This is a genomic window from Vibrio sp. SCP2 (genome assembly GCF_059295395.1).
In genome coordinates this window covers 60,744-83,199 of the sequence record NZ_JCAFVV010000003.1, presented here as the reverse complement: position 1 = coordinate 83,199, position 22,456 = coordinate 60,744, and the positions used below count along the sequence as shown (strand labels likewise).

Annotated in this window: 26 protein-coding genes; 15 read left to right on the top strand and 11 right to left on the bottom strand. The window is 44.4% G+C overall.

Going from position 1 to position 22,456, the window contains the following annotated elements; all coding sequences use genetic code 11:
* Window positions 1–55 precede the first annotated feature (55 nt).
* From AC5O63_RS11435 to btuD, 3 genes are all read left to right on the top strand, one after another.
* Window positions 56–1,084: a succinylglutamate desuccinylase gene (locus AC5O63_RS11435; protein ID WP_494505065.1), complete on the top strand. Its 1,029-nt coding sequence runs from the start codon at window positions 56–58 to the stop codon at window positions 1,082–1,084.
* 86 nt (window positions 1,085–1,170) lie between these two features.
* Window positions 1,171–2,166 carry a vitamin B12 ABC transporter permease BtuC gene (gene btuC, locus AC5O63_RS11430; protein ID WP_171324069.1) on the top strand — a complete coding sequence of 332 codons (996 nt, stop codon included), beginning with the start codon at window positions 1,171–1,173 and terminating at the stop codon, window positions 2,164–2,166.
* Window positions 2,153–2,908, top strand: a complete 756-nt coding sequence (gene btuD / locus AC5O63_RS11425; protein ID WP_494505064.1) for a vitamin B12 ABC transporter ATP-binding protein BtuD — start codon at window positions 2,153–2,155, stop codon at window positions 2,906–2,908. Before btuC ends, btuD begins: the two co-directional genes overlap by 14 nt.
* A gap of 314 nt (window positions 2,909–3,222) precedes the next feature.
* On the opposite strand, the gene AC5O63_RS11420 is transcribed toward btuD, so the two are convergent.
* On the bottom strand, window positions 3,223–3,798 hold the full coding sequence (locus AC5O63_RS11420) for a nucleoside triphosphate pyrophosphohydrolase family protein (RefSeq protein ID WP_486794128.1): 576 nt from the start codon (window positions 3,796–3,798) through the stop codon (window positions 3,223–3,225).
* A 184-nt stretch (window positions 3,799–3,982) separates the two neighbouring features.
* Here AC5O63_RS11420 and AC5O63_RS11415 point away from each other — a divergent pair, with 184 nt between their 5' ends.
* Window positions 3,983–5,068 carry a sensor domain-containing diguanylate cyclase gene (locus AC5O63_RS11415; protein WP_494505063.1) on the top strand — a complete coding sequence of 362 codons (1,086 nt, stop codon included), beginning with the start codon at window positions 3,983–3,985 and terminating at the stop codon, window positions 5,066–5,068.
* A 49-nt stretch (window positions 5,069–5,117) separates the two neighbouring features.
* Here AC5O63_RS11415 and AC5O63_RS11410 read toward each other — a convergent pair whose 3' ends face one another.
* Together AC5O63_RS11410 and AC5O63_RS11405 are read right to left on the bottom strand one after the other, a co-directional pair.
* On the bottom strand, window positions 5,118–5,690 hold the full coding sequence (locus tag AC5O63_RS11410; protein ID WP_494505062.1) for a DUF1415 domain-containing protein: 573 nt from the start codon (window positions 5,688–5,690) through the stop codon (window positions 5,118–5,120).
* Window positions 5,687–6,922 carry an MFS transporter gene (locus AC5O63_RS11405; RefSeq protein ID WP_494505061.1) on the bottom strand — a complete coding sequence of 412 codons (1,236 nt, stop codon included), beginning with the start codon at window positions 6,920–6,922 and terminating at the stop codon, window positions 5,687–5,689. The genes AC5O63_RS11410 and AC5O63_RS11405 overlap by 4 nt, the downstream gene beginning before the upstream one ends.
* 111 nt (window positions 6,923–7,033) lie before the next feature.
* On the opposite strand from AC5O63_RS11405, the gene AC5O63_RS11400 reads away from it, so the two are divergent.
* The 4 genes from AC5O63_RS11400 (at window position 7,034) to AC5O63_RS11385 (ending at window position 10,168) form a co-directional block, all read left to right on the top strand.
* Window positions 7,034–7,903: a LysR family transcriptional regulator gene (locus tag AC5O63_RS11400; protein ID WP_494505060.1), complete on the top strand. Its 870-nt coding sequence runs from the start codon at window positions 7,034–7,036 to the stop codon at window positions 7,901–7,903.
* Window positions 7,904–8,020: 117 nt separating this feature from the next.
* Window positions 8,021–9,478 (top strand): molybdate ABC transporter ATP-binding protein ModF, encoded by a 1,458-nt coding sequence (modF, locus tag AC5O63_RS11395; protein WP_494505059.1) that lies wholly within the window; start codon window positions 8,021–8,023, stop codon window positions 9,476–9,478.
* 31 nt (window positions 9,479–9,509) lie between these two features.
* Window positions 9,510–9,878 carry a VOC family protein gene (locus tag AC5O63_RS11390; RefSeq protein ID WP_494505058.1) on the top strand — a complete coding sequence of 123 codons (369 nt, stop codon included), beginning with the start codon at window positions 9,510–9,512 and terminating at the stop codon, window positions 9,876–9,878.
* Between the two features lie 44 nt (window positions 9,879–9,922).
* A complete protein-coding gene (locus tag AC5O63_RS11385; RefSeq protein ID WP_171324053.1) occupies window positions 9,923–10,168 on the top strand; it encodes a Rho-binding antiterminator in 246 nt (81 codons plus the stop codon).
* Here AC5O63_RS11385 and AC5O63_RS11380 read toward each other — a convergent pair.
* Window positions 10,165–10,398 (bottom strand): glutaredoxin family protein, encoded by a 234-nt coding sequence (locus AC5O63_RS11380; RefSeq protein ID WP_004748350.1) that lies wholly within the window; start codon window positions 10,396–10,398, stop codon window positions 10,165–10,167. The genes AC5O63_RS11385 and AC5O63_RS11380 overlap by 4 nt on opposite strands.
* Before the next feature lie 115 nt (window positions 10,399–10,513).
* Between AC5O63_RS11380 and AC5O63_RS11375 the strand changes: the two genes are divergently transcribed.
* From AC5O63_RS11375 to AC5O63_RS11365, 3 genes are read left to right on the top strand one after another with little or no spacing between them, the layout of a single operon-like run.
* Entirely contained in the window at window positions 10,514–11,017 is a 504-nt protein-coding gene (locus tag AC5O63_RS11375; RefSeq protein WP_171324051.1) for a M48 metallopeptidase family protein, read from the top strand.
* 4 nt (window positions 11,018–11,021) lie between these two features.
* Window positions 11,022–12,074: a 23S rRNA (adenine(1618)-N(6))-methyltransferase RlmF gene (gene rlmF / locus AC5O63_RS11370; protein WP_494505057.1), complete on the top strand. Its 1,053-nt coding sequence runs from the start codon at window positions 11,022–11,024 to the stop codon at window positions 12,072–12,074.
* A 20-nt stretch (window positions 12,075–12,094) separates the two neighbouring features.
* A complete protein-coding gene (locus tag AC5O63_RS11365) occupies window positions 12,095–12,280 on the top strand; it encodes a hypothetical protein (RefSeq protein ID WP_494505056.1) in 186 nt (61 codons plus the stop codon).
* Here AC5O63_RS11365 and pilW read toward each other — a convergent pair.
* Window positions 12,277–12,975, bottom strand: a complete 699-nt coding sequence (gene pilW / locus AC5O63_RS11360; RefSeq protein ID WP_494505055.1) for a type IV pilus biogenesis/stability protein PilW — start codon at window positions 12,973–12,975, stop codon at window positions 12,277–12,279. The two genes, AC5O63_RS11365 and pilW, sit on opposite strands and share 4 nt — an antisense overlap.
* 122 nt (window positions 12,976–13,097) lie before the next feature.
* Between pilW and AC5O63_RS11355 the strand changes: the two genes are divergently transcribed.
* The gene (locus AC5O63_RS11355) at window positions 13,098–13,916 is read left to right on the top strand and encodes an alpha/beta fold hydrolase (RefSeq protein ID WP_494505054.1); all 819 of its coding nucleotides are present in this window, start codon (window positions 13,098–13,100) and stop codon (window positions 13,914–13,916) included.
* Here AC5O63_RS11355 and metA read toward each other — a convergent pair.
* The gene (gene metA, locus AC5O63_RS11350; RefSeq protein WP_004748359.1) at window positions 13,913–14,854 is read right to left on the bottom strand and encodes a homoserine O-acetyltransferase MetA; all 942 of its coding nucleotides are present in this window, start codon (window positions 14,852–14,854) and stop codon (window positions 13,913–13,915) included. The two genes, AC5O63_RS11355 and metA, sit on opposite strands and share 4 nt — an antisense overlap.
* A gap of 130 nt (window positions 14,855–14,984) precedes the next feature.
* Here metA and AC5O63_RS11345 point away from each other — a divergent pair, with 130 nt between their 5' ends.
* The 3 genes from AC5O63_RS11345 to AC5O63_RS11335 all read left to right on the top strand — a co-directional run bounded on the left by AC5O63_RS11345 (window position 14,985) and on the right by AC5O63_RS11335 (window position 17,204).
* A complete protein-coding gene (locus tag AC5O63_RS11345) occupies window positions 14,985–15,380 on the top strand; it encodes an ATP-binding protein (RefSeq protein WP_494505053.1) in 396 nt (131 codons plus the stop codon).
* Window positions 15,356–15,793, top strand: a complete 438-nt coding sequence (locus AC5O63_RS11340; RefSeq protein ID WP_494505052.1) for a DUF3859 domain-containing protein — start codon at window positions 15,356–15,358, stop codon at window positions 15,791–15,793. Before AC5O63_RS11345 ends, AC5O63_RS11340 begins: the two co-directional genes overlap by 25 nt.
* Window positions 15,794–15,908: 115 nt before the next feature.
* Window positions 15,909–17,204: a methyl-accepting chemotaxis protein gene (locus tag AC5O63_RS11335; RefSeq protein WP_494505051.1), complete on the top strand. Its 1,296-nt coding sequence runs from the start codon at window positions 15,909–15,911 to the stop codon at window positions 17,202–17,204.
* Between the two features lie 25 nt (window positions 17,205–17,229).
* On the opposite strand, the gene AC5O63_RS11330 is transcribed toward AC5O63_RS11335, so the two are convergent.
* The 5 genes from AC5O63_RS11330 to AC5O63_RS11310 form a co-directional block, all read right to left on the bottom strand.
* The gene (locus tag AC5O63_RS11330) at window positions 17,230–17,613 is read right to left on the bottom strand and encodes a hypothetical protein (protein ID WP_272786987.1); all 384 of its coding nucleotides are present in this window, start codon (window positions 17,611–17,613) and stop codon (window positions 17,230–17,232) included.
* Between the two features lie 155 nt (window positions 17,614–17,768).
* Window positions 17,769–19,160, bottom strand: a complete 1,392-nt coding sequence (locus tag AC5O63_RS11325) for a DUF1501 domain-containing protein (RefSeq protein WP_494505050.1) — start codon at window positions 19,158–19,160, stop codon at window positions 17,769–17,771.
* A gap of 3 nt (window positions 19,161–19,163) precedes the next feature.
* The gene (locus AC5O63_RS11320) at window positions 19,164–20,936 is read right to left on the bottom strand and encodes a DUF1800 domain-containing protein (protein WP_494505049.1); all 1,773 of its coding nucleotides are present in this window, start codon (window positions 20,934–20,936) and stop codon (window positions 19,164–19,166) included.
* A 151-nt stretch (window positions 20,937–21,087) separates the two neighbouring features.
* Window positions 21,088–21,597: a MerR family transcriptional regulator gene (locus tag AC5O63_RS11315; protein ID WP_494505048.1), complete on the bottom strand. Its 510-nt coding sequence runs from the start codon at window positions 21,595–21,597 to the stop codon at window positions 21,088–21,090.
* 151 nt (window positions 21,598–21,748) lie between these two features.
* On the bottom strand, window positions 21,749–22,378 hold the full coding sequence (locus AC5O63_RS11310) for a MarC family protein (RefSeq protein WP_004748373.1): 630 nt from the start codon (window positions 22,376–22,378) through the stop codon (window positions 21,749–21,751).
* Between the last annotated feature and the right edge of the window lie 78 nt (window positions 22,379–22,456).

Sequence of the window (22,456 nt, the reverse complement as noted above, 5' to 3'; positions counted from 1 at the left end):
ATAATTTGTCTGAACAATTCATTAACATACCCGCTGTGCAATAAAGGAGTAGCGCATGACGAAAACCCTCTTTCGCCAATCTTTTCTTTTTGACAGCTTAGACTTAGAACAAGAGATGCCAGCAAGTGAGATGACAGTTGCTGGTGGAGTTGTCTTTAAATTACATCAACGTGGTGTGCTGGAGGTGATTCCAGCGAATCTTTCTGAAGAGAGTAAGCACATCATTATTTCGTGTGGTGTTCATGGCGATGAAACCGCACCGATGGAAATTGTCGATAAAATCATTACAGACATTCAAACTGGTTTTCAGCCTGTTACTGAACGGTTGCTGTTTATCAACGCTCACCCAGAAGCGACTAATGCTCATACACGATTTATCGAAATGAATCTAAATCGTCTGTTTGATGATAAAGAGTATGAACCATCAAAAGAGCTTGAGATCGCGAAGGATCTTAAGCGAGTCGTCACAGAGTTTTATCAAGATACGCCGCAAGATAAACGTTGGCATTTGGACTTGCATTGTGCAATTCGCTTATCGAAGCATTACTCATTTGTCGTTAGTCCTAAAGTTCGCCACCCAGTTCGTAGCGAAGCCTTGATGGAGTTTGTCTCTAGCGCGCATTTAGAAGCAGTGATGTTCTCTAACGCGCCTTCAAGTACCTTTAGTTGGTTTAGTGCTGAGAACTTTGGTGCTCAAGCTCTGACGGTGGAACTAGGTCGAGTGGCTAAAATTGGCGAAAATGAGTTAGATAAACTCGTCGCGTTTGACTTAGCGTTGCGCGATCTTGTCTCAAGCAGCGAATCGGAGCATTTACCACGTAAACCGATCATGTATCGTGTCAGCCGCACTATCGTGCGAATTCATGATGATTTTGATTTCCTCTTTGACGATAACGTCGAAAACTTTACCGCATTTAAGCATGGCGAAGTGTTTGGTCATGATGGAGATAAACCATTAATGGCGAAAAATGAAGGTGAGGCGATTGTCTTTCCAAACCGGCATGTTGCAATTGGTCAACGTGCCGCATTGATGGTCTGTCCAGTGAAAACTCGCTATGAAGAAGGGCAGATAGTCTACGATTAAAATCAATAGAGGCTTTCTATTTTAATGGCTTAACGGTATCGTTAAGCCATTATTTTTTAGGGTTTACCCGGCTATTTAGCAACAACATGGAATTTACTCAGCTCTTGGATCGTAGGCGTCAAAGGTGGATGCGCTTTGGCCTACTGTTTATCGTTTCTTTATTACTCATCAGCAGCTTGTATTTGGTTGTTGGCGAGGTGTTCATTTCTCCCTTTCAAGAGCTCTCTTCTCTTCAGGAGCAATTGATTCTTCAGCTTCGTCTACCAAGATTATTTGCCGCGATCGCTGTTGGTGCGGCTTTGGCCGTTTCTGGGGCGGTACTTCAAGTCTTGTTGGGCAACGTGCTAGCCGAACCAGGCGTGTTAGGTATCTCCGGTGGCGCCAGTGTGCTTATGGTGTTGGTGCTGTTCTTTATCCCCGCCTTAGCAACTCCAGTTGGCTTTATGCTCGCTGCCGTTGTGGGGGCGTTAGCGTTTACCCTGCTTTTAGTCTTTGTAGCTAAGAGCATGCGTTTAACCACAACACGACTTCTTCTGGTTGGCGTAGCTTTAGGCATACTTTCTGGCGCAGTGGTCACATGGGCATTTTACTTCAGTGATGATCTCAGTCTACGCCAGCTCATGTATTGGCTAATGGGCAGTATCGGCGCTGCGAGTTGGTATCACCACGTGCTAACGCTGATTTTGATCCCAGTACTTATCTGGTTGTGTTGCAAAGGCACACTGTTAGATAAACTAATGATGGGAGAACAACATGCTAAGCAACTTGGTATTGATGTCGATGAAGCGCGTTGGAAGCTGATTTTTGCTGTATCTATCTTAGTCGGCGGCGCGGTAGCACTGGGCGGAGTCATCGGCTTTGTTGGTCTGGTTGTTCCTCACCTACTTAGGCTCGCATTTGGCAGCGAAAACCGTTATCTATTGCCAATTTCTGCCCTAGCAGGGGCAACCTTAGTGGTGTTTGCCGACCTTATTGCCCGAACGGCGCTCAACTCTGCCGAGTTACCATTAGGGGTTGTGACAACGTCAATAGGCGCCCCTATCTTTATTTGGATGCTGGTGAGTAATCATGATTCACGTTAATAGCCTTTCTGTTGGTTCGCGACTGCTACCACTGTCCTTTGAGGTGATGCCGGGAGAGATCCTACATGTGATTGGCCCCAACGGTAGTGGTAAAAGCACTTTGCTTTCTGCCGTCGCCGGGTTATTGGATTTTGAAGGCGAGGCGAAGATCTTCGACCAAAAGGTGAAAGGCGCCTCTATTGAAGCCTTATCAAGCACTCGGGCATTTTTGGCGCAAAGTGACCGACCTGCATTTAATCTTGATGTGGTGCATTACCTATCTTTATCGTTACCAACGCTAGTATCGTCTGATTCTCCTCAACTAACAGAGGTTATAGAAGAGCTGGCGACCTTATTAGAGATTGATGACAAGTTAAATAGATCGATACATCATTTGTCGGGTGGTGAATGGCAAAGAGTCAGGCTGTGTGCGATCTGTTTGCAGATCTGGCCAACATTAAACCCCCACGCAAAATTACTGATTCTCGACGAGCCCGCAGCCCCCCTCGATATTGGTCAAGAAACGCTTCTGTATAAACTGATACAGCGTGTCGCAGAAATGGGCATTACTGTGCTTATGTCTAATCACGATCTCAATCGTACACTTAAGTATGCGGATAAAGCACTGTTGCTAGAGAAAGGGGTGCTGCAAAATGTTGGCGCGGTAGACGAAGTATTATCTGTCACCGAGCTATCGCGCGTATTTAGAACTCAGGTCAAACGTGTCGTTGTCGAAGGTTCTCCCGTCCTTTTGTTTGATTAAGCCCTTAGGGTTAACAGATTTTAGCTACCACTAAAGGGTTATCTTTGGTGCGCCTTGCACTTAAATCGATCGTGTCTAATCGAACTTTGTAGTGGCTGATTTAAGATTGTGTTTTAAATCAGTGGGTTAAGTTTTTTCAAAAATTGGCACACTATTGGCAACACTAAGAACGATACATTCTCGTTCTTGTTAGGCGGATTCAAGCGGAAGTAAGTGACTGTAGGTGGGAACTTATCTGAAGTTTGATGAAGCCATGTTTTGACTATGGCAGCTTACGCCACCTAAGGGGTTACCCAAAGGTGGCGTCTTTTTATCTATTTGGTCAGTGGTGCTAAATCCGCAGGGCGGTAGTAAACAGATTTCAGCACTTTGCCTTGGCGAATTGTCTTGCCTTCTGAAACAAAGTCTTCAGCACATTTTGCGATGATATAATCACCTTTTTGTACCGCCATCAGCTTGATGCCTTGCTCTGCATAATGCGCTTCGGTTTCCGCGTATTCTTTTTCGTTGCGGCATACTTTACTCATATTGCTTGAATGCACTTCATCCCAACATGGTAAAAACTCAATTCCTCGGTTTACAGCAACATTAAGCAGTAAGTCGATGAGGTAATTGATCGCGAGGTTATCTTCAATCTTATCGTGGCCTAGGTGCACCAAACGTCCCATCAAAACGTAAACGCTGTCGATAATCGCGTCCGCTTGTTCTGTCTTATTATCCGCTTCTGCAAGTTCTGTTAGCTCTTCGATAGCTAGAGAAGTGTGCAGCGTGTCTGCTTTATCGTCTAAACTTTCAGGAGAAGCTACAGGTAAATCGAAAGTACTACGAAACTCAGAAATGTCGCGGTAAAGGTGATCAAAAATATCGTTGGTCAGTTTTGAAAGGTGCATATCCATTAATCCGGATGTCTGTAAGATTGAGCAATACTACCAAAGCCGTTTAGGTCTCGCCATGTAGCGATAGAAATTAATGGGCTGAACGGCAAATATTTAGGCGGCAAAATGAGAAAACAGTTGCATTGAAGATTTAGCTAACTCTATCTTAAATAATAAGATTCTTAATTGGTGGAAAGTTATGGTCGCAGAGAGTGAAAGTGAGAAAGTGATACGCAGTTTGTATCAAATCACTAATGACTATCAGAAAGGGTTTGATATTCAGGTCAGCCAACTGATTATGATGGGGTTAGAGCGCTTCGACCTTGATATCGGTATTTTGTCTCACATCGAAGGCAACAAATATACCGTGCTTCACTGTGTAACTCCCGAAGGCGTAGAGCTAGCGGTGGGTGACACTTTTGAATACGACCATACCTATTGTCAAATTACCTGCAGTTCATACGGCCCCGTCATGATTGAAAATATGGGCGAAAACGATAAGTATGCGACGCACCCTGCTTATCAAGCGTTTGGTTTAGAGTCTTATATTGGCGTTCCGATTTTCATTGATGACGAGATTTTTGGCACGCTCAACTTCTCCTCCGCAATTCCATATCCGCGTAAATTTAAAGATATTGATGTAGACGCACTTAAGCTGATGGCGTCATGGATCGAAGTAGAACTGATCCGCAGGAAACAGGAAGAGCGATTGCAGCAGCTTAATGCGCGCCTAGAGTATCAAGCCTATCACGATGCCCTAACGGGGGTTGCCAATCGTCGTAGTATGTTCAAAACCGTCCACCTAGACATCGAACGAATGAAACGTGCGGGTGGCAAGGGAACACTAGCGGTAATCGATATCGACCACTTTAAGCGTGTTAACGATACCCACGGGCATCAAGTTGGCGATAATGTTTTGAAAAAAGTGGCGACCGCAATTAAAGCCCAGTTAGTAGAAAGTGATTTCATTGCGCGCTTTGGTGGCGAAGAGTTTGTTGTTTGGCTTCCAGAACGAGAAGTTGAAGTTAGGCGTGAGTTGGTTGAGAAGATGCGAACCTGTGTCAACAGCATCGAAGTGGATGATAAACCTCTTACTGTATCGATAGGTTCGTGCGAGTTTGACTTTGCCAACTTGAGAGGTGAGCAATCGGACAAAGCAACTTTAGATGAAATCATTCACGTCGCAGACGATAACCTATATGCCGCAAAAGAATCCGGTCGCAATAACACTGTTCATTCTTGTTGGTTTGACGTGAATGCTCGTCACAGCGAGGTGCTCAAATAGAGCGATAAACGCAAAAAGCGCCAAGTGGCGCTTTTTTGTCTGAGGTTGTTTAACGAAACAAATAGGGGAACAGCTTTCTACGCTCATCGTTAGTAAGTGACTCCACTCGCGCAATGTTGGTATCCGGTATCGCCTCAGGATTAGGGTAGTGCTTGAGGACTTTTTCCATACTCTCTTCACGTATAAGGTGAAACACCGGGTACGGTGAGCGATTGGTGAGGTTTTCATCATCTTCTGGTTCTGCGCCGCCAAAGCAGTAATCAGGGTGGAAGGTCGCCAGTTGAAAAATACCTTCCCAGTCTTGCTGTCGGATGAGTGCTTCAATCCAATCAATAAACAAGTTGTAGTCGTAAAAGTCGCTCAACATATTAGGAACGGCAACGAGCGTTGTTTCTAGTTCTTCAGGCTCGGTTGCCTCTAGCTCCATCAGTTGGGCTAGGATATCTTCAAGTAACGCTTCTTCTTTGGTCGCTTCGCTAACAAAGATTTTGATCTGCTTATTACGCTGTGGCTTTGCGGCAAAAGGGCATAGGTTAAGACCAATTACGACATCATCGAGCCATTGATTAACGGCGCCTTTTACTTCTTCGACACCGGTTTGGGTTGAGCTATTGGTGGTCATTTTGCTTCCAATTTTGAATTTGGCGCAAGAATAGCAGAATCTTCAAGTTGTGGCTTGTGCTCTTCCCATTTTGATAGCTTGCGGCATAGAGCAAAAATAGTCGCGTAGAGCATTGAACCCCCTGCGATAACATAACTCCACCCACCGTGTTGCCAACAATAGATCAAGAAGAAACCGCCAATACTGCCACCAACATAGTAATGAACAAGATACAGTGCGGTTGCAGTAGCTTTTGCGTGTGTAGCTTTTTGGCTGACCCACGCGTACGCCAAGGTATGGGTAAAAAAAGCGCCGAAGCTAATAAGCAGCAATCCAATCATCATAAAGGCTAAGGAATCCACATAGGCGACAAGCATACCTAATAGACTGATGACGGTTCCTGTTACCATGCCAGAGACGCTCTGGTGTCGTTTGCTCCACACGGAAGTCAGTTTAGAACTTAAGGTTCCAGAAAGATAACAAAGGAAGATCAGTGATGCCAAACCGATCGGTAAGTTATGTGGCGCTGCGACGAGACGGAATCCCATCACGGAATATAGGTTAACAAACAGTGCGAAGTTTACCCCGCCAATCAACATCGCAATCCAAATTGTTTTGTTCTGCAGATGCTTAACCACAGCTCGATTGTGATAGCGAAGCATACCCCGCTGTGGAGTGAAATTGTTTTGCTTAGGCAAGCTAAATGCGACCACAAGCCCGCCAACTAGGGTGAATGCTGCCATGCTGATGACCGCCTGTTGCCAACCGAATGCATCGGTTAGGGTACCACCGACAATACGACCCGTGATGCCACCTAAAGAGTTAGCCGCAATATAGCCGCCGATGGCTTGGCTAAACGCTTTGACTGACAACTCTTCCACCATGTAGGCCACCGCAACAGAAGCAAAAGCAGCCAGTGCAATGCCCATCAAAGCTCGAAGTAAAACAAGCATCACAATCGACTCGCTGATGAGCATTGCTAAACCAATAAAGGGCATAGCGATCAGGCCAAGCAGCATTACGTTTCGACGTCCAATGGATTCAGAAGCTACCGCCCAAGGAACTAAAGAGACAGATAGCGCAAGCGTACTTGCTGCGAACACCCAGTTAACTTGTGTTTCTGTCACTTCAAAGTGCTGAGCCATGTAGGGCAGCATGGGTTGAAACAAGTAAAGATTGCAGAAAACGAGAAAAGAGCCTAAAGCGAGGCTAAAGGTAACTTGCCGATATTGTTTGGTTTTTAGTTCAATCATAGGTGGTTTTATCAACAGACCCTAGTTATGTGAGCAAAATATCAGTCCGTTGGTGATATATAAAATATATTAAAAATATTAGCCTGATATATTTTTTATATGGTGATTTGATTGGACTCGAAACATCTCAAACATTTTGTAGCCGTTGCCGACCACGAAAATTTTACTCATGCAGCAAAAGCACTACACATCGCTCAACCAGCACTGAGTATTTCAATTAAGAAGCTAGAACAGAGCTTGGGCGTAGAGCTGTTTCGACGAGAAGATAGAAAAGTCTCATTGACGGATGAAGGCGCTGTTTTGTACGACCATGCAAAGCGGGTTCTTCAGCAGCTCGATGATGCGCAGTTAGCCATTAATGAGTTAAAGGGCCTTGAGAAAGGAGAAGTTAGGCTCGGTGCTCCTAGCATGATGGGCTCGTACTTCTTCCCGGAAGTCTTGATGGCGTTTAAGAGCCGTTATCCAAATCTCAAGCTCACTCTTGTTGATGCTGGTACACGTTCAATTCGACAGATGCTGCTCGATGGTGAACTGGATATTGGTGTCATCAACGATGAAAATGTACCTGATGATCTGGAAACTGACCATCTACTCCAGTCAGAAATGGTGGCGGTGGTGTCTAAAGAGCATGAGTTTGCTAAGCGGGAATCAATCAGCTTTGAAGAGTTTTTTGACCATGAATTGGTGATGTTCAAGCCTGGTTACTTCCATCGAGACTTTATTGAAAACCAAGCGACCCAATGCTGTAAAGAGATGAAGTTTTCGTTTGAAACTAACTTGTTGCCTATGATTCTGAGTATCGTCAAACATGAGTTTGCCATCACTGCATTACTGGAACTAGTGACGCAACATGAGAAAGATGTCATCGCTGTCCCTTTTCATGACAGGGTTCGGCTTGATTTGGCGTTAGCGTGGCGAAAAGATGGATACCTATCAATAGCCGATAAAACCTTCATCGAGTTTGTGAAGCAATACGCCTAGCGTGACTAAGTCTCTGCAAATATCACATTTTATTGTTTCTCTATCGCGCTAGGGCATGAGTTGGAGTAGTTTGGATCTACTCAATAAACTTAGACTGAAGGGTAGGGAAACCATTCTATGCAAATAAGCATCAACAACCTCGATATTGAATCTGGCACGAACCAATTGGCAATTGCTCAATGGAAAATTGCTGAAGGGCAATCTTGGGGGGTATTTAGTACCGAAGGGGATATTGGTTCGGCGTTAGGGTGCTTATTCTGTGGAGAATATGAAGTCTCTTCAGAGTCGTTGGAAATGGGCTTTGGCAAGATTGCTCAAGTCTCTTTAGTTGAGCAGCAGAGACTGCTTGAAGAAGAAATTGCCAAAGATGACACCGATTTTCTAGACAAAGTCGATAAAGGCACAAGCGTATATTCACTGATTTTTGAGCAATGCCAATCTGATTCACTTACTGAGCAACTGATTGTCGATTTGGATCTGTCACACCTTGCGCAGAGTGGGTTTCGAGTTCTTTCCACGGGGGAAACTCGTCGCGTCATGCTCGCCCGAGCACTCGCCACTGAGCCGGAACTGATTGTTCTTGATAACCCTTTCACTGGGCTAGATATCGCTCATCGCGCTTCGCTGGCCAATTATTTAACCCAACTCGCCAAATCAACGCAGATGGTAGTGACCTTCAATCGCGAGGAAGATATACCTGACTGGATTGAACAAATCGCACTGTTTAACCACGGTAAGCTCGAAAGTGTTATGGGTAGAAGTGAATGGGAAGCTCACCCGGTTATTAGCCAGATTAAAGCTCAATCCCAACAACAAAGTGAGCAGATGCTGGATTTGATTCATAGGTATCAACACGAGCACCACTTTGACAACCCAGTATTCGAGATACGTAATGGGAAGGTCGCTTATACCGAGAAGACCATCTTTACCGACTTAAACTGGCGAATCGATAACGGCCAACATTGGCAAATCAAAGGCCCGAACGGGTGCGGAAAAAGTACTCTGTTAGGTCTAATATTCGGCGACCATCCGCAATGTTATTCCAACGATATTCAAATCTTCGGTAATCAGCGAGGATCAGGTGAGTCGATTTGGGAAATTAAAAAGAACATCGGTATGGTTTCTTCGGCGCTGCATCTTCAATATCGAGTGAGTTGCAAAGCTATTGAAGTTATTTTGTCAGGTTTTTACGATTCGATCGGTCTATATCAACAGCCAAGTAAAAAAGAGATTCAAGTGGCGCGAGAATGGTTGGAGATACTTCACATGAGTGAGTATGCCAACACCTCGTTTAGACAACTGGAATACGGTCAACAGAGACTGCTTTTGATTGCCAGAGCGATTGTGAAACAACCTGCTTTGCTCATTTTGGATGAGCCATATCAAGGGCTAGATTATCTGGGCAGAAGGTTAGTTAAAAACACCTTAGAACTGATAGCGCAAGAAAACCTTAGCCAACTGCTCTATGTGTCGCATTATCATAAAGATAAGCTTGAGAGCATTAGGAATGAAGTTGAGTTTGTTTATGATCAGGAGGCGGGCTGCTATAAGCCTCATGTTCGCTCCAATCTTTAACTTTAACTGACTGTTATATAAGGAAGTCTAAATGCTGTTGAACCATGTTTCTGTTGGCACGTCTAATGTTAAGTTAGCCGTAGAATTTTATGACAAGGTGTTCGCCACATTGGGTATAAAAAGGGCGCATTATATCGAAGACGTTGCTGCCGCATATGGCGACAATTTCGAGTTTTGGGTTGGATTGCCCAGTGAAAACAGAGCGAATGCGGGTAACGGAACGCATATCGCTTTTAATGCGCCTGACCAAACGTCTGTTGACGAGTTTTATCGTGTGGCTCTGGCACAAGGCGCTCGCTGTGAAGGACAGCCGGGGTTAAGGCCTGAGTATGGTGAGAGCTACTACGCAGCGTTTGTACGTGATCTTGATGGCAACAAGATAGAGGCCGTGCATTCATAGCGTGAGAGCATGTATAGCGTTAGAACAAGGATTTGAGGGAGATTATGATTAGCTGTAACGACTACGATTATATCGAAATTGTGTGCATGTACCGTTATCCGGTAAGGCTGCATCTCAAATCTGGTGTTTACGTTGAAGGTGAAGCATTAGATACGGCTCGCAATGAAGAGAAGCAAGAGTGTATCAAGGTGTGCATGAGTGGAATCGAGCACCTAGTTGTGCTCGATGATCTATCCGAGTTAGAAGTGCTCACCGATAATCCGCACTTCGTTAGTAAGCTGTTTTACTAACCCTTTGACTTGTACATTTTCTCAAAGTTACTTGCGTTCCAGCCAATCATATAGCGATCGCCAATCTTAAGTACGGGTAGCGAACGAGCACCAATTGCGTCTAACTCTTTACGGCCACGCTGCATCTTGGCGTTGGTTAATCGGTACTGATAGCCCTTTGAATCAAGGTAGCGCTGTGCATCTTTGCAGTGTGGGCATTTGTCTTTTACATACAGTACAAGTCGTTTCATGGTTCGTTCCTACTCGTTTATTAAGCGCAGAGTTTAATGAAAAGGTCGTGAATGGCAAGTACGAATAGAGTAGACTTGTGCCCCTTTATTTATGCTCAACGCCATGACAGTCACTATGAATCCTGCACTTCGTTATATTCAAGGATACCCAGAACATATCGTTACTCCCGTTACTCAAATGGTTGATTCGGGGCGCTTGGCGGCGTGGTTTGAAAAACGTTATCCAGACAACCACACCATAAAGAGTGAGAAAGCGCTGTTTGAATATACAATGGCGCTGAAGAACCGCTACATGAAGAAGACGGCGCCTTTGAGCAAAGTCATCTACGACAACAAAATTCACCTTATCAACAATGCTCTCGGGCTACATACCTATGTGGCTAAGGTTCATGGCGGCAAAATTAAATCAAAGAATGAGATTCGTATTGCCAGTGTGTTTAAGAATGCACCCGAGCCATTGCTTCGCATGCTAGTGGTTCACGAACTTGCCCACTTAAAAGAGAAAGAGCACAACAAAGCCTTCTATCAGCTCTGCTGCCATATGGAGCCTGACTATCATCAACTTGAGTTAGATGCTCGCTTGTTTATGATCTATCTAGAAACTGCCAAACAAAAATAGAACTATGACGCGCCCAAATAAACAATTTCAATCTAAGAAAGCCGATAAAAAAGACACGCCAAATACCAGCGAGATGAAAGTCGTCACGATCAAAGGGCAGAAAGGTCTGCATAAGCGCAATTTGCACCAAGGGCGATATGATTTCGCAAAGCTGACAGCGGCTCTACCAGAGCTGAAAAAGCACGTAGTGAAGAATCCTAAAGGGGAGCCGAGCATTAACTTTTCCGATCCTTTGGCGGTTAAGCTACTCAACAAAGCATTACTTGCTCACCACTACGGAGTCACCGAGTGGGACATTCCACAAGGTTATTTGTGCCCACCTATTCCTGGGCGCGCAGACTACATTCATCGTCTCGCTGAGATATTAACCAAAGAAAGCAAAAGCCTGAAACATAACCAAGTCCGTGCATTAGACATCGGGCTTGGAGCCAACTGCATTTACCCTATCGTTGGTGCGACCCAATATGGCTGGCATTATGTAGGTTCAGATGTTGACTCTGTTTCAGTTGATAATTCTAATCACATTGCCCAGTCGAATAAGGTACTGAGTGGGCGCGTTGAAGCTCGATTGCAAAAAGATAGCCGTCATTTCTTCAAAGACATCATCAAACCAAACGAGTTTTATGATGTAACCACCTGTAATCCGCCTTTTCATAAGTCGCTTGAAGAAGCGCAGCAGGGAACAGAGAGAAAGATCAAAAACTTATCGGCCAGTAAAAGTAAGCGTGGTCAGCTTAGTGAGCAAATGAAAGCTAAGTCGTCACCTATACTTAACTTTGGTGGTCAAAAAGCAGAACTCTGGTGCCCAGGTGGTGAGGCGGCATTTGTAAAAAACATGGCATTTGAAAGCCGTGACTTTGCGCAGCAGGTACTGTGGTTCTCTACGCTTATCTCCAAAAAAGAGAATGTGCGATGGATGCGAAAAAACCTCGAAAAAGCGGGTGCTAAAGAGGTGAAAGTGGTTGAAATGAGCCAAGGGCAAAAAGTGAGCCGTTTTATCGCTTGGACATTCAAAACGGAAGTTGAACGCCAAAAGTGGCTGAAACTTAAGAGTTAACCTTATTTAACGGAGGGCATATGGAGTTTGAAATTTATATGCCCTGTGAACCGATTTGGATCTGTGAAAGTTTTCTAATCCTGTTTGCGCTTTTGTCCTTGTTGGGAATCGCTGCTTTTATTTACATTCTCTATAAAGAATATCTTAAGATTCAACGAGCATCACGGGTGAAGGCGCGTCGCAAGAAACACCACTCAAAGCGTTAGCTGAGGCTGTCTAGTTGACGCTTATACTCCTCTGCCACATTTGGGTTACCCGCTTTCTGCTCTAGTTGGATCAACAATTTTAGCGACGGTTTACGTAGCCCAAACTTATGGTGGAATCGAACCAATCTCAACCTTGCTTTCTCCAATGAACCTACTCTAATTTCCAATTCAGCCAGTGTTAGAGCGGAGCGAACTCTGTCGGGTTCAAAGTCTAAGGCGCGCTTGAAGTAACTGATAGCTTGATCGGTTTGCTGTGCTTTCATTGCGCATAGGGCTGCGTTTTCGTAACTGGTTGAGGTTAGATAGTAGTTCTGTTGCTGGATCGCTTGATTAAAGTAATTGTCCGCAAGAGCGAACTCGCCTTGTTTACATAAAAATGTACCATAGTTGTTAAGTACATCTCCGTTGCTTGGGTGACGCTTTAAGGCTTGTTTGTAGAAGGACTCGGCGGATTGTGTTTCTCCTACTTGCTCGTAATAGTGAGCGATAGAGAGCTGTGCTCGATAATAGTTAGGTGAGTGCTTCAGCGCTTGTTCTAGGTTTTCTCGTGCTTTGCGCATGTCTCCTTTTTGCATGTACCCGATACCGAGTTCAATGCGGGCTTCTGAACGTTGCTGGGCATCAGAATTTTGAATCTGGGTAGAGGTCATACAGCCAGTTAACATTAGGGGTGAAACTAGAATGATTAATCTCATAGGAATACATAAGTTCTAAGATGAGATTGAATGTATATCTCAACTAATCCGGTCTGATTAGCGAGACGAGGAAAGTATGCGACATGTTTTGCAGATAACCGTGTAATCAACTGAGGTGAAGAGTGAGAAACAAAGCGGCAGTTCTAACAACTATTATAAGTTTTTTCATTGGCTTAGCAGTCAAACCTTCGTCTGCAACAGAGTTAAATGCAGAGGTAGGGCAAACAAAAGATGGCCTTGCTTTTGTCAGAATAGCAAACCCTACTGCGAGTCATAGGGTGGTGTTTATTCATGGCTCTCCAGGTAGCCATACCGCGTATGCAGATTACCTCGCCAACGAATCACTGCAGGAGCAAGCAGAGCTGATCTCTGTTGATCGCTTAGGTTATGGCGCATCAACATCGGATTTGGTCTCTAGCCTTGATAAACAGGCGCAAGCCATTGGTGAACTGCTAGCCAGTGATAAATCCAATATATTGGTTGGACATTCGCTCGGAGCGCCTATCGCTTTAGCACTTGCACTTCAGCAGCCGGATAGGGTTGATGGGATGGTTTTGGTCGCGCCCGCTTTTGACCCTAAGCTCGAAGAACCAAAGTGGTACAACATAATTGCTGATACGTGGCTTATCAATTGGGTTTTGCCGAATGATTGGCAGACGTCGAATGGGGAGATGATGCCATTGGCTGAAGAGTTAAGTGAATTGAGTGATAAAGATTGGCGGGTACTGGATACGCTTCCGGTAACGATCATTCATGGCAAAGAGGATACCATCGCAGATCCTGACAACTCGGTATTTGCTATTCAAAAACTAACCGGCACATCAAAGCAGTTGATTGAGGTAGAAAAAGAGGGCCATTTTATTCTTTGGCAAAATGTCCCTCTAATCTCTGAGCAGATCCAAGATCTGTTGTCTGAAACTCAGCAAATGAGCAAGTACTAATCGTCTTTAGTAAAATTGGCTTCGCTGAAGTGATCCAAGTCGTATGGCGTTTGTTGGTAAACGCAGTAATTTAGCCAGTTGGAAAACAGCAAGTGCCCGTGGCTACGCCAGCTTGCGGTTGGCTTATTATCGGGGTTGTTATTCGGGTAGTAATTGACTGGAATAACAGGCTCCATGCCTTCACCTAAGTCTCGAATGTATTCATTGTGTAAGGTATGAGAATCGTACTCAGGGTGACCGGTGACAAATACGTTTCGCTTATCCTTGGTGGCTGCCAGATACACACCTGCGACGTCTGATGTTGCAAGAATATCTAAGTCAGTATGTTCGGCAAGGAACTCTGGAGAGAAATCAGCGTAGCGGGAGTGTGGCGCTAAGAAGGTGTCATCAAAACCACGCAACACAGGGTGATAAGGCTGGTGGATCTTATGGTGATATACCCCAGACAGCTTATCTTTACGAGTACGTTTAGGCAGATCGTAGAGTAACTTCAAGCCTGCTTGGGCTGCCCAACAAACATAGAGTGTTGAAGTGACATGTTCCTTTGCCCAACTCATGATAGTTTGCAAGTGTTCCCAGTAGATCACATCTTCAAATTGGACTAAGCCTAATGGCGCACCAGTAATGATGAGTCCATCAAAGTTACGTCCTTTGACCATTTCAAACTGGCGATAGAAGTTATCTAAGTGTTCTGTAGGCGTGTTTTTGCTTGGTCTATCATCGATGCGTAGCAGCTCAATATCTACCTGTAGCGGACTGTTTGATAGCAAACGAAGGAACTGGGTTTCCGTCTCAATTTTCTTAGGCATAAGATTGAGGATCAGCACCTTAAGCGGACGAATTTCCTGTGTTGACGCACGAGACTCAGGCATGATGAAGATATTCTCGGTACGTAATACGTCAGATGCGGGTAATTGATCGGGGATCTTAATTGGCACAGCTTACTCCCTAAGCGTATTTATGGACGTCTATACTTCTAAACTTAACCCAATCAGAATGAGATGTCGATAGCCAATTTGGTCCAATTTATATTAATATTCGTGCGCGAACTCACTAGTTAAATTCACTATGACCTTAAAACTCACCTTGATTCGAGGGTTGCCCGGATCAGGTAAAAGCACATTGGCAAAGACAATCGATGCCAAACACTATGAAGCTGATATGTATTTTATCAATGACTGTGGCGAATATGTCTATCAGCCGGAGCAAATCGTAATGGCTCATCAGTGGTGTCAGCAGATGACTGAGCAAGCCTTGCTCAACGGCGATAGTGTCGTTGTTTCAAACACATTTGTTCAACGCTGGGAAATAGCTCCTTACCTGAAGTTGGCTAAGCGCGTTAAAGCTAAGTTTGAGGTGATCGAATGTCATAACAATTATGGCAATATTCATGGCGTAGCGCCGAAAACGATAAAATCTATGAAAAAACGGTGGCAAGAATGGCAAAGCGTTCCCCAGTTGTAGAGATGACTTCTTACGGGATTTACAAAGAGTGGGATTCCAAATCTAAGCACTTGCCTAAGATTCAAGAGTTCACGACCAAAGTCCCCGCCGATGAAGAAATAGAATTTGGTTTCATCGTCAACATCAAGAAAGCCAAGGGTGAAGTGATAGAGTTTTGTATTGCCCACCCAGGAGTGAAAGGCAAAAAAGGACAAACTTTAGAACCATTTTGTGGCGACTTGCATGTCGGAAGTAATGACTGGGATTTTTATCTAGGTGACACTATTCAGTTACTTGATCCAGTTGACGGGTTTGAATCAAACATTGGCAAATGGCGCATGACTATCACGTTGAATGATAAGGTGATTGCTGAAAAAATGTTTGACGTGTATGCGCGAGATGAAGGTGAGTTTTGGAAAAAGCGAGGTTTTTAATTTCAATTAGAGCCGCATATTTATGGATTAAACCATAGTATTAGTAAGGAGTTGTTTTCCGCAGACTATACTTATTAGATTGTTAACCTACGCTTCTTGAGATAAGGGTCAATCTATGTTGTTTTTTAAGAACAAACAGCCAGAAAAAACATCAAACCATTCGGATCATGTTTACGCTGCGATAAAAAAACATGTGGCGTGGATCGAGTTTAGTCCCGATGGCACTATCCAAGATGCTAGTGCGTTGTTTCTTAGTGTGGTTGGTTATTCTCTAAAGGAAGTAAAAGGCAAACATCATCGGATTTTTTGTACAGATGATTATATAAGTTCTGCTGCTTATCAGAGTTTTTGGCGAGATCTTGCTAATGGGTCGACCAAGGAAGGTACGTTTGAACGAAAAAACAAACTTGGTGAAACTATTATTCTAGAAGCGACTTACTTTCCAATTTATGGCTCAGACGGAAAGGTGTCGAGTGTGGCGAAAATTGCTTCTGACATAACCGATATGTTTTATGTAAACCAGAAGAATGATGCACTTTTCTCTGCGTTAGACAAGTCTCAAGCGATTATTGAATTTGATCCTAAAGGGACTGTTCTTTTTGCGAATCCAAACTTTCTCAATACTCTTGGATATAGCCTATCTCAAGTTCAGGGACAACATCATCGCATGTTCTGCTTTGATGAGTTCTACCATGACAATCCTCACTTTTGGCGCGAGCTTGAAGATGGTCAGATAAAGTCTGGTTTGTTTCAGCGTAGAAGCGCTAATGGTGCAAGTATCTGGATCGAAGCATCTTATAATCCGATCAGAGACGAAACAGGAAAAGTGGTAAAGGTAGTTAAGTTTGCCAGTGATATCACCACTCGTATTGAGCGAAACCAAGCTATCGCTGAAGCTTCTGAAGTGGCTTACTCAACTTCTGTTGAGACGGCGCAAATCGCACAACAAGGGTCGCAGTTACTCGCCGACTCTGTAGAGGTCTCTCTAAACATCTCCCATAAAGCCGAAGAAACGGTGCAAAAAGTCCAACAGCTAAATGCCAGTTCGCAAAACATCCAAAACATTGTTTCTACGATTCAAGGTATTGCTGATCAAACTAATTTGTTAGCACTCAATGCAGCGATAGAAGCGGCGCGGGCAGGGGAGCACGGACGTGGTTTTGCCGTCGTTGCTGACGAGGTACGCCAACTTGCTTCACGGACTTCAGAGTCAACCGATGAGATCGTAAAAGTGGTGGAGGAAAATCAAGGACTGATTAACGAAGTGACCGATATGATGAGTGAGGTATCCTCAATATCGGAGCAAGGTAATGCGAAAATTACTGAAGTGTCGACCGTTATGGATGAGATCCATAAAGGGGCGGAAAATGTCTCGAATACCGTTATGAGTCTTTCAGAAAGCCAATCCTAAGTCGATAGGATTGGCTAGGCGATTATCAGATGCGAGAGAAATCGTAACCAGCAGCAAGTAGAAGGCCGCGCTCATGTTTAATCAGTTGAGCTCGATCTTCAATCAATTCATTGAGCGCTTGACGTGGTTTGCCTGCCAGCACTTTGTAATCGTCAAAAGAGTTACTGGCATCTATGGCCGCAAACATTTCGCTAATCACGTTACGTGCTTCACACGGGTTACTATCCGTCTTGAAATACTCGACACCTTTGGCTGCGTCACGCATTTCATCTAGCAGTTCTATTGGGCTTGTTTCCTGTGCCACAGCAAGATAATTGTCCAGCACTCGCTTGGCAAACAGTAGCTCTTTTAATGGTATGTCACGGCCACTCTCAATGAGCGTCGGGCTTAGAATATTATTTGAGCTCATGTTCAATCCTTGGGTTAAATGTATCAATATCTCAAAGCAGTCTAAATTATCAAAGCGATAAAGTGAACAATCTAATTGACTGTGTTTTAAAGTAAATACGCCCTTAGTTTCTTGCTAGTAATTCATGTATTGCAATTCGCCCAGTACACCTTGGACTAGTTACTCATCAATCCGGCTAGTCTTGGTTGGCTACCTATAGGCGAAAAGTTGCTCAGATTTGGAAATAGATCGTGAGTTTGAGAGCGCGTCGCGCCAAACCACACGGCTAATTCTGCATAGAGCTCATCAATTGCCGTCGTGGGTATCAAAACACCATCGCCAATATCCAATGGGTTTTCATCGCCTAGCGAGAGAGCAGGATAATCACCAAAGACTTTACCGCCATTGACGCTATTGCCCATAACAATAGTGTTTCCGCCCCAGCCATGATCGGTACCGTTGCCATTTGAGGTTAAGGTTCGACCAAAGTCAGATCCGGTAAATGTGACAACCTGATCTGCTACGCCCAACTCGTCTAAGCTTTGCTGAAATTCACCGAGTGCTTGGCTGAGCACTTTTAACATTCGAGCATGGTTATCGAGTAGCTCATCGTGGTGATCCCAGCCAATATAGCGTAAAAAGAATGTCTGCTGTTTGTGATGCAGTTTATCTGCCGCTTTGATTGATTGAGCCACTTTACGTAGCTGCTGGGATAAGTCGCTGTCCGAAAAGCGCGTGTTGATCTTTATGTTCTGTACCGCGTCACGAAACACCTCATGCTGGGCTTGTGACTCGCGAGTAATAGCTAGATAGCTGTCTTTGAAAGGATCTCCTGGGTAGTTAGCATTTAAGCTTTTAACAAAATGCTCTACCAACTGTTCATTTAACGGTGTCGATTCTTCATTGATGTATAAACCAACGCTGCCTGATTTAGTAATTGAATAAGGAGCGGCAAGATGACCATTTTGCATTATGTTGTTGCCTGCCAATGAGATGTTCATCGGGATCTCATCAATAGTCTTGTTCTTCTGTATAGAATCTGCAAAGTAGCCAAACCAGCCGCGATTAATACGTTCACCGGGTCTGCCCGTTTGCCAGTGCTTAAATTGGTCTGAGTGAGACATCAGCCCAAGTGGCAGCTTGAGTTGATTACTGTAAAACTTCTGTTTTGTGACGGGCTCTATCATAGGCGCAGTATTGGCGACAAACGCAAGGCGCTTTTCCTCAAATAGCTGCTGCACTTCATCCATGCTTTCATGAATACCAAACTGTTTTCCATCAGGCGTTTTGAAGTTGCTTAACGATAAGAGGTTTGACTTATCTAAGGCCAGATTACTGCGTGTTTTCTTGTATTCTCGATAATGTGGGGCTGAGGTGGGAACCAACATGTTAAAAGAATCATTGCCACCATCAAGCATGATAAAAACCAAAGATTTTTTGCTCGGCTTAATGTTTCCCTCTATGGCTTTAGTACTTTTCGGTGCAGCGTAAACAGGTGCTTGTCCCGCTAGCATTAGACCAGTCGCCGTTGCCGATGACTTGATAAAGTTTCTACGTGAAATACCCATTGACTACGCCTCCTGTACGGTGAATTCTGGTGAAATAGCGATAAAAAAGATAATGGTTTGCACAACCCATTCTGGGTTGTTGTTATATGCCGCAAAGGCAGAAAGAATTTGAGGCTTATTAGGTAGATTTTCTTTGCCAGTAAGCAGTAGGCTCAACTCGTCAATGAGAGCTGAATGATTGCTGATGTTTTCCGCTTTCTCTACGTATGTCGCTAAGCCTAAGGTCAGCTTGTCACGGACTTTGGTTTGTAGGACATCGACATCAAGCTCAGGGATATTATTAATGCCCGGTTGAGTGCTGATTTCAGTGCTGACGGCGGGTAGGTATCCACCAAACAACCAGTAATACATATAGTTGACGTAAGCCAGCGAAGTCGCGGTGTTGTGCAGTTCAAACTCAGGGGCTACCAGTCTGGCAGCTTCAATAGGACCATGTGGCACAAAGTCGGACTTATAAAAGTTAAACACCGTTGGCGACGAAAGTGGGTGTTGTTCTAGCTGATCGATAATGTCATCCCCGATCAACCAGTGTTTACCGGATTGGTTGCTGGCATTGAAAGCGCGCAGTAATTGAGTCACACGCAATACCGGAGATTTAAGCTTTTGCGACTGTACTAGTTTGCCATTTTGCTTTTTCGCCGATACAAAGCGTGTTTTGCCAATCGGGTGATTGAGTGGAAAACTCAGTGTCGTTTCTACCGCCTGTTTAAGGTTGCCTTGTGGTCCAAAGGCCTTGGCGACCGCTTCAATATACTCTGCACTTGGGTTTGAAGTAACGAGTTGATTGATCAGCTTGGTTGCTATAAAAGGCGCGGTACTTGGGTGGGCTGTCAGTCTTTCTGTGACCGTTCGAATCTCGGATTCGCCAGAGGTTTGGCCTTTAAGGCGAATAAACCCGTTAAGTAGCTCTTTGCTCCCTCTGTCGTGAAAAGCTTCATCGATGGTCATTGGTTGAGTCATGTTTACAAATGGTATCGACTTAAAGTTGTTCTCTATGCCGTCGTCAAAGCTGATTGGATAGCCGTTAAAATCGTTCTGCCAGAAACTATTGTTCCATTCAAATTGGTAGCTGCTTGCTTTGATACCGGTGAAAATGCGCGCCATCTGTTTAATGTCACGATTATCGTAAGTCGGGATAGATTGGCCTTTGTCATCTTTTTTGTGAGAGCCATCCATATTGAGTTGATACAAGCCGATAGAAAACAACTGCATGATCTCGCGAGCGTAGTTTTCATCAGGGTGAATGTCTCGTTCTGGGTCTTCTTTCTGGTTGTTCATGTGACTGAGATAAACCCCCATGCAAGGGTGCATCGAGACGTCATAGAGTAAATCAGCGTAACTACCAAACGCATGCTTGTAGAGTAAGTCGTAGTAGCTTGCCATACCGACAGCATCGAGTTCTAAAGCGGAGTTGTCGGATATGACCAAAATTTCACTTAGCGCATGGGCAACTCTCTGACGAAGTAGGTGGGAATCAGTAGAGAGTGCATTCTGCCACCACGCCATACGAAAGTACCATTTGTATGGCAGTGCAGGGTTATTGCCATCGCCGTCTATCGCACTTTGACCGTATGTGTTGAGTAACTTGGCCCTGAAATCACGCCAAATGCTTTGTGTGGCATTTTGAAATGTATCATCGCGAGAAAGCTCTGTATTCAGTTGGCGTTGAAGCCATTTCTCTATGCCGATTTTAGAGACTAGATCAATGAGCGCTTGATCCGCGCCAAGCGTTGCTTGCATTAGAAATCGACTGACTTGCTGCTTGCTATTGTTCATGATTCTTTCTTCTGTGGCTGACAACTTAATGTTAGTAGAATCGGAATGTTAGCGTGCAAGAGGTTAACGTTTCGTTATCGTCAGTAATTGGTTCAGATTAATGTGAAATGAAAGGGGAAGTTCATTGGTAGTACCAAGTATAGGCCATTGACTACAACCCACGAATCTTGGCGATTTCATCTGGCTTAATGCCTAAAGATTCAAGGAATTTTTGGTGCTCTTGCGGCTCCATCTCTTCAAACTTTTGATGCCACTTCAGCATGTCATCTTCATTGAACCCAGCCGCGGACATGATTTCTACCCAACGTTGTTTATCTACCATGTTTTCGTTTAGTAGTTCAGGCTCTTGGAGTAATACGACAATCGCTTTTTGTTGGTTGCGTAGTGCTTGAATTTCTCGCTCCAAGTCACTGAAATGATCTTTTAACAGTTGAGTTTGAGATTGCCCTTGCTTATCTAGCAGAGACTTGATGCTCGCAATTGAAAGACCATATGAGCGATAAGAAGTGATAGCTTCGAGCCTTTCAACTTGTTTTTCACCATACCAGCGATAACCGTTATCGGAACGATGAGATGGCAGTAGTAGGTTTTCTCGCTCGTAATACAAAATAGTGGTGCGTGAAATACCGAATTGTTTAGCAAGTTGAGTGACAGTAAGCATAGAAACTCCAAGCCTTGATTGATTCACTAAAGTTAAACCCTATACCAATAGACGGGTCAAGTTTAGCAGGAACGACGGGAGGAAAAGTGATGTCACAGGAGTGATAACGCAAGGTATCAATCTGTACCTTGCGTATCATGAGAAAGAGGGGCTACTTTTGGAACAGAATATAAGCGTCATGCACACCTTGAATCAGCATCTGCATCCCTATTACCGTTAGAATCAGCCCCATTAATCGCGTGACGATATTGATCCCGCTCTCACCAAGTTTATCGACCAGTTTTGGGCCAAACAAAAAGCAGACAAAGGTGATGAGACAAAGCAAGGCAAATGCCGCGATTGTCACCACAATGCTGAAGATATCGCCTGAGGCAGAGTAGTTCATTGCCGTTGCTATGGTGCCTGGGCCCGCTAAGATAGGCAGGGCAAGGGGGGAGATGGCAATATCACCGTCTTGAGCCGCCTCTTCGCTGTCATGACTGTGCATCTTGGATGAGTTGCCTTGCAGCATATGATAGCCGACAAGAAAGACGAGAATACCACCTGCCAAGCGAAGAGCAGGTAGGGTTATGCCAAATACCTCAAAGATCCCTTTACCAAGAAAACTAAACGCAGCAACAATGGCAAATGCTGTTGCCAGAGCTTTGAACGCCGTTTGTTTGCGTTGCTCTGCGGTTTGTTGCCCAGTCATTCCGACAAAGACAGCCGTGTTAGCGATTGGGTTCATCATTGCGAAGAAACCCATAAATACGGTGACAGCAGTCGTGGTTAAATCGTGCATCAGTCAATCACTTATTTAGTCAGTTTAGTAATCACATTAGCACAATTTATAAAAATGGAGCTATCTATAGCTGAAAAT

Excerpts from the sequence above, each read along its gene's own strand:
- pilW (WP_494505055.1), bottom strand. The coding sequence starts at position 12,975 with ATGAGATTAATCATTCTAGTTTCACCCCTAATGTTAACTGGCTGTATG.
- AC5O63_RS11340 (WP_494505052.1), top strand. The coding sequence starts at position 15,356 with ATGGCAAAGCGTTCCCCAGTTGTAGAGATGACTTCTTACGGGATTTAC.
- rlmF (WP_494505057.1), top strand. The coding sequence starts at position 11,022 with ATGACGCGCCCAAATAAACAATTTCAATCTAAGAAAGCCGATAAAAAA.
- AC5O63_RS11330 (WP_272786987.1), bottom strand. The coding sequence starts at position 17,613 with ATGAGCTCAAATAATATTCTAAGCCCGACGCTCATTGAGAGTGGCCGT.
- AC5O63_RS11375 (WP_171324051.1), top strand. The coding sequence starts at position 10,514 with ATGAATCCTGCACTTCGTTATATTCAAGGATACCCAGAACATATCGTT.
- AC5O63_RS11435 (WP_494505065.1), top strand. The coding sequence starts at position 56 with ATGACGAAAACCCTCTTTCGCCAATCTTTTCTTTTTGACAGCTTAGAC.
- AC5O63_RS11415 (WP_494505063.1), top strand. The coding sequence starts at position 3,983 with ATGGTCGCAGAGAGTGAAAGTGAGAAAGTGATACGCAGTTTGTATCAA.
- AC5O63_RS11420 (WP_486794128.1), bottom strand. The coding sequence starts at position 3,798 with ATGCACCTTTCAAAACTGACCAACGATATTTTTGATCACCTTTACCGC.
- AC5O63_RS11320 (WP_494505049.1), bottom strand. The coding sequence starts at position 20,936 with ATGAACAATAGCAAGCAGCAAGTCAGTCGATTTCTAATGCAAGCAACG.
- modF (WP_494505059.1), top strand. The coding sequence starts at position 8,021 with ATGCAAATAAGCATCAACAACCTCGATATTGAATCTGGCACGAACCAA.
- AC5O63_RS11315 (WP_494505048.1), bottom strand. The coding sequence starts at position 21,597 with ATGCTTACTGTCACTCAACTTGCTAAACAATTCGGTATTTCACGCACC.
- AC5O63_RS11345 (WP_494505053.1), top strand. The coding sequence starts at position 14,985 with ATGACCTTAAAACTCACCTTGATTCGAGGGTTGCCCGGATCAGGTAAA.
- AC5O63_RS11310 (WP_004748373.1), bottom strand. The coding sequence starts at position 22,378 with ATGCACGATTTAACCACGACTGCTGTCACCGTATTTATGGGTTTCTTC.
- AC5O63_RS11365 (WP_494505056.1), top strand. The coding sequence starts at position 12,095 with ATGGAGTTTGAAATTTATATGCCCTGTGAACCGATTTGGATCTGTGAA.
- btuD (WP_494505064.1), top strand. The coding sequence starts at position 2,153 with ATGATTCACGTTAATAGCCTTTCTGTTGGTTCGCGACTGCTACCACTG.
- btuC (WP_171324069.1), top strand. The coding sequence starts at position 1,171 with ATGGAATTTACTCAGCTCTTGGATCGTAGGCGTCAAAGGTGGATGCGC.
- AC5O63_RS11325 (WP_494505050.1), bottom strand. The coding sequence starts at position 19,160 with ATGGGTATTTCACGTAGAAACTTTATCAAGTCATCGGCAACGGCGACT.
- AC5O63_RS11385 (WP_171324053.1), top strand. The coding sequence starts at position 9,923 with ATGATTAGCTGTAACGACTACGATTATATCGAAATTGTGTGCATGTAC.
- AC5O63_RS11335 (WP_494505051.1), top strand. The coding sequence starts at position 15,909 with ATGTTGTTTTTTAAGAACAAACAGCCAGAAAAAACATCAAACCATTCG.
- AC5O63_RS11390 (WP_494505058.1), top strand. The coding sequence starts at position 9,510 with ATGCTGTTGAACCATGTTTCTGTTGGCACGTCTAATGTTAAGTTAGCC.
- AC5O63_RS11410 (WP_494505062.1), bottom strand. The coding sequence starts at position 5,690 with ATGACCACCAATAGCTCAACCCAAACCGGTGTCGAAGAAGTAAAAGGC.
- AC5O63_RS11380 (WP_004748350.1), bottom strand. The coding sequence starts at position 10,398 with ATGAAACGACTTGTACTGTATGTAAAAGACAAATGCCCACACTGCAAA.
- AC5O63_RS11405 (WP_494505061.1), bottom strand. The coding sequence starts at position 6,922 with ATGATTGAACTAAAAACCAAACAATATCGGCAAGTTACCTTTAGCCTC.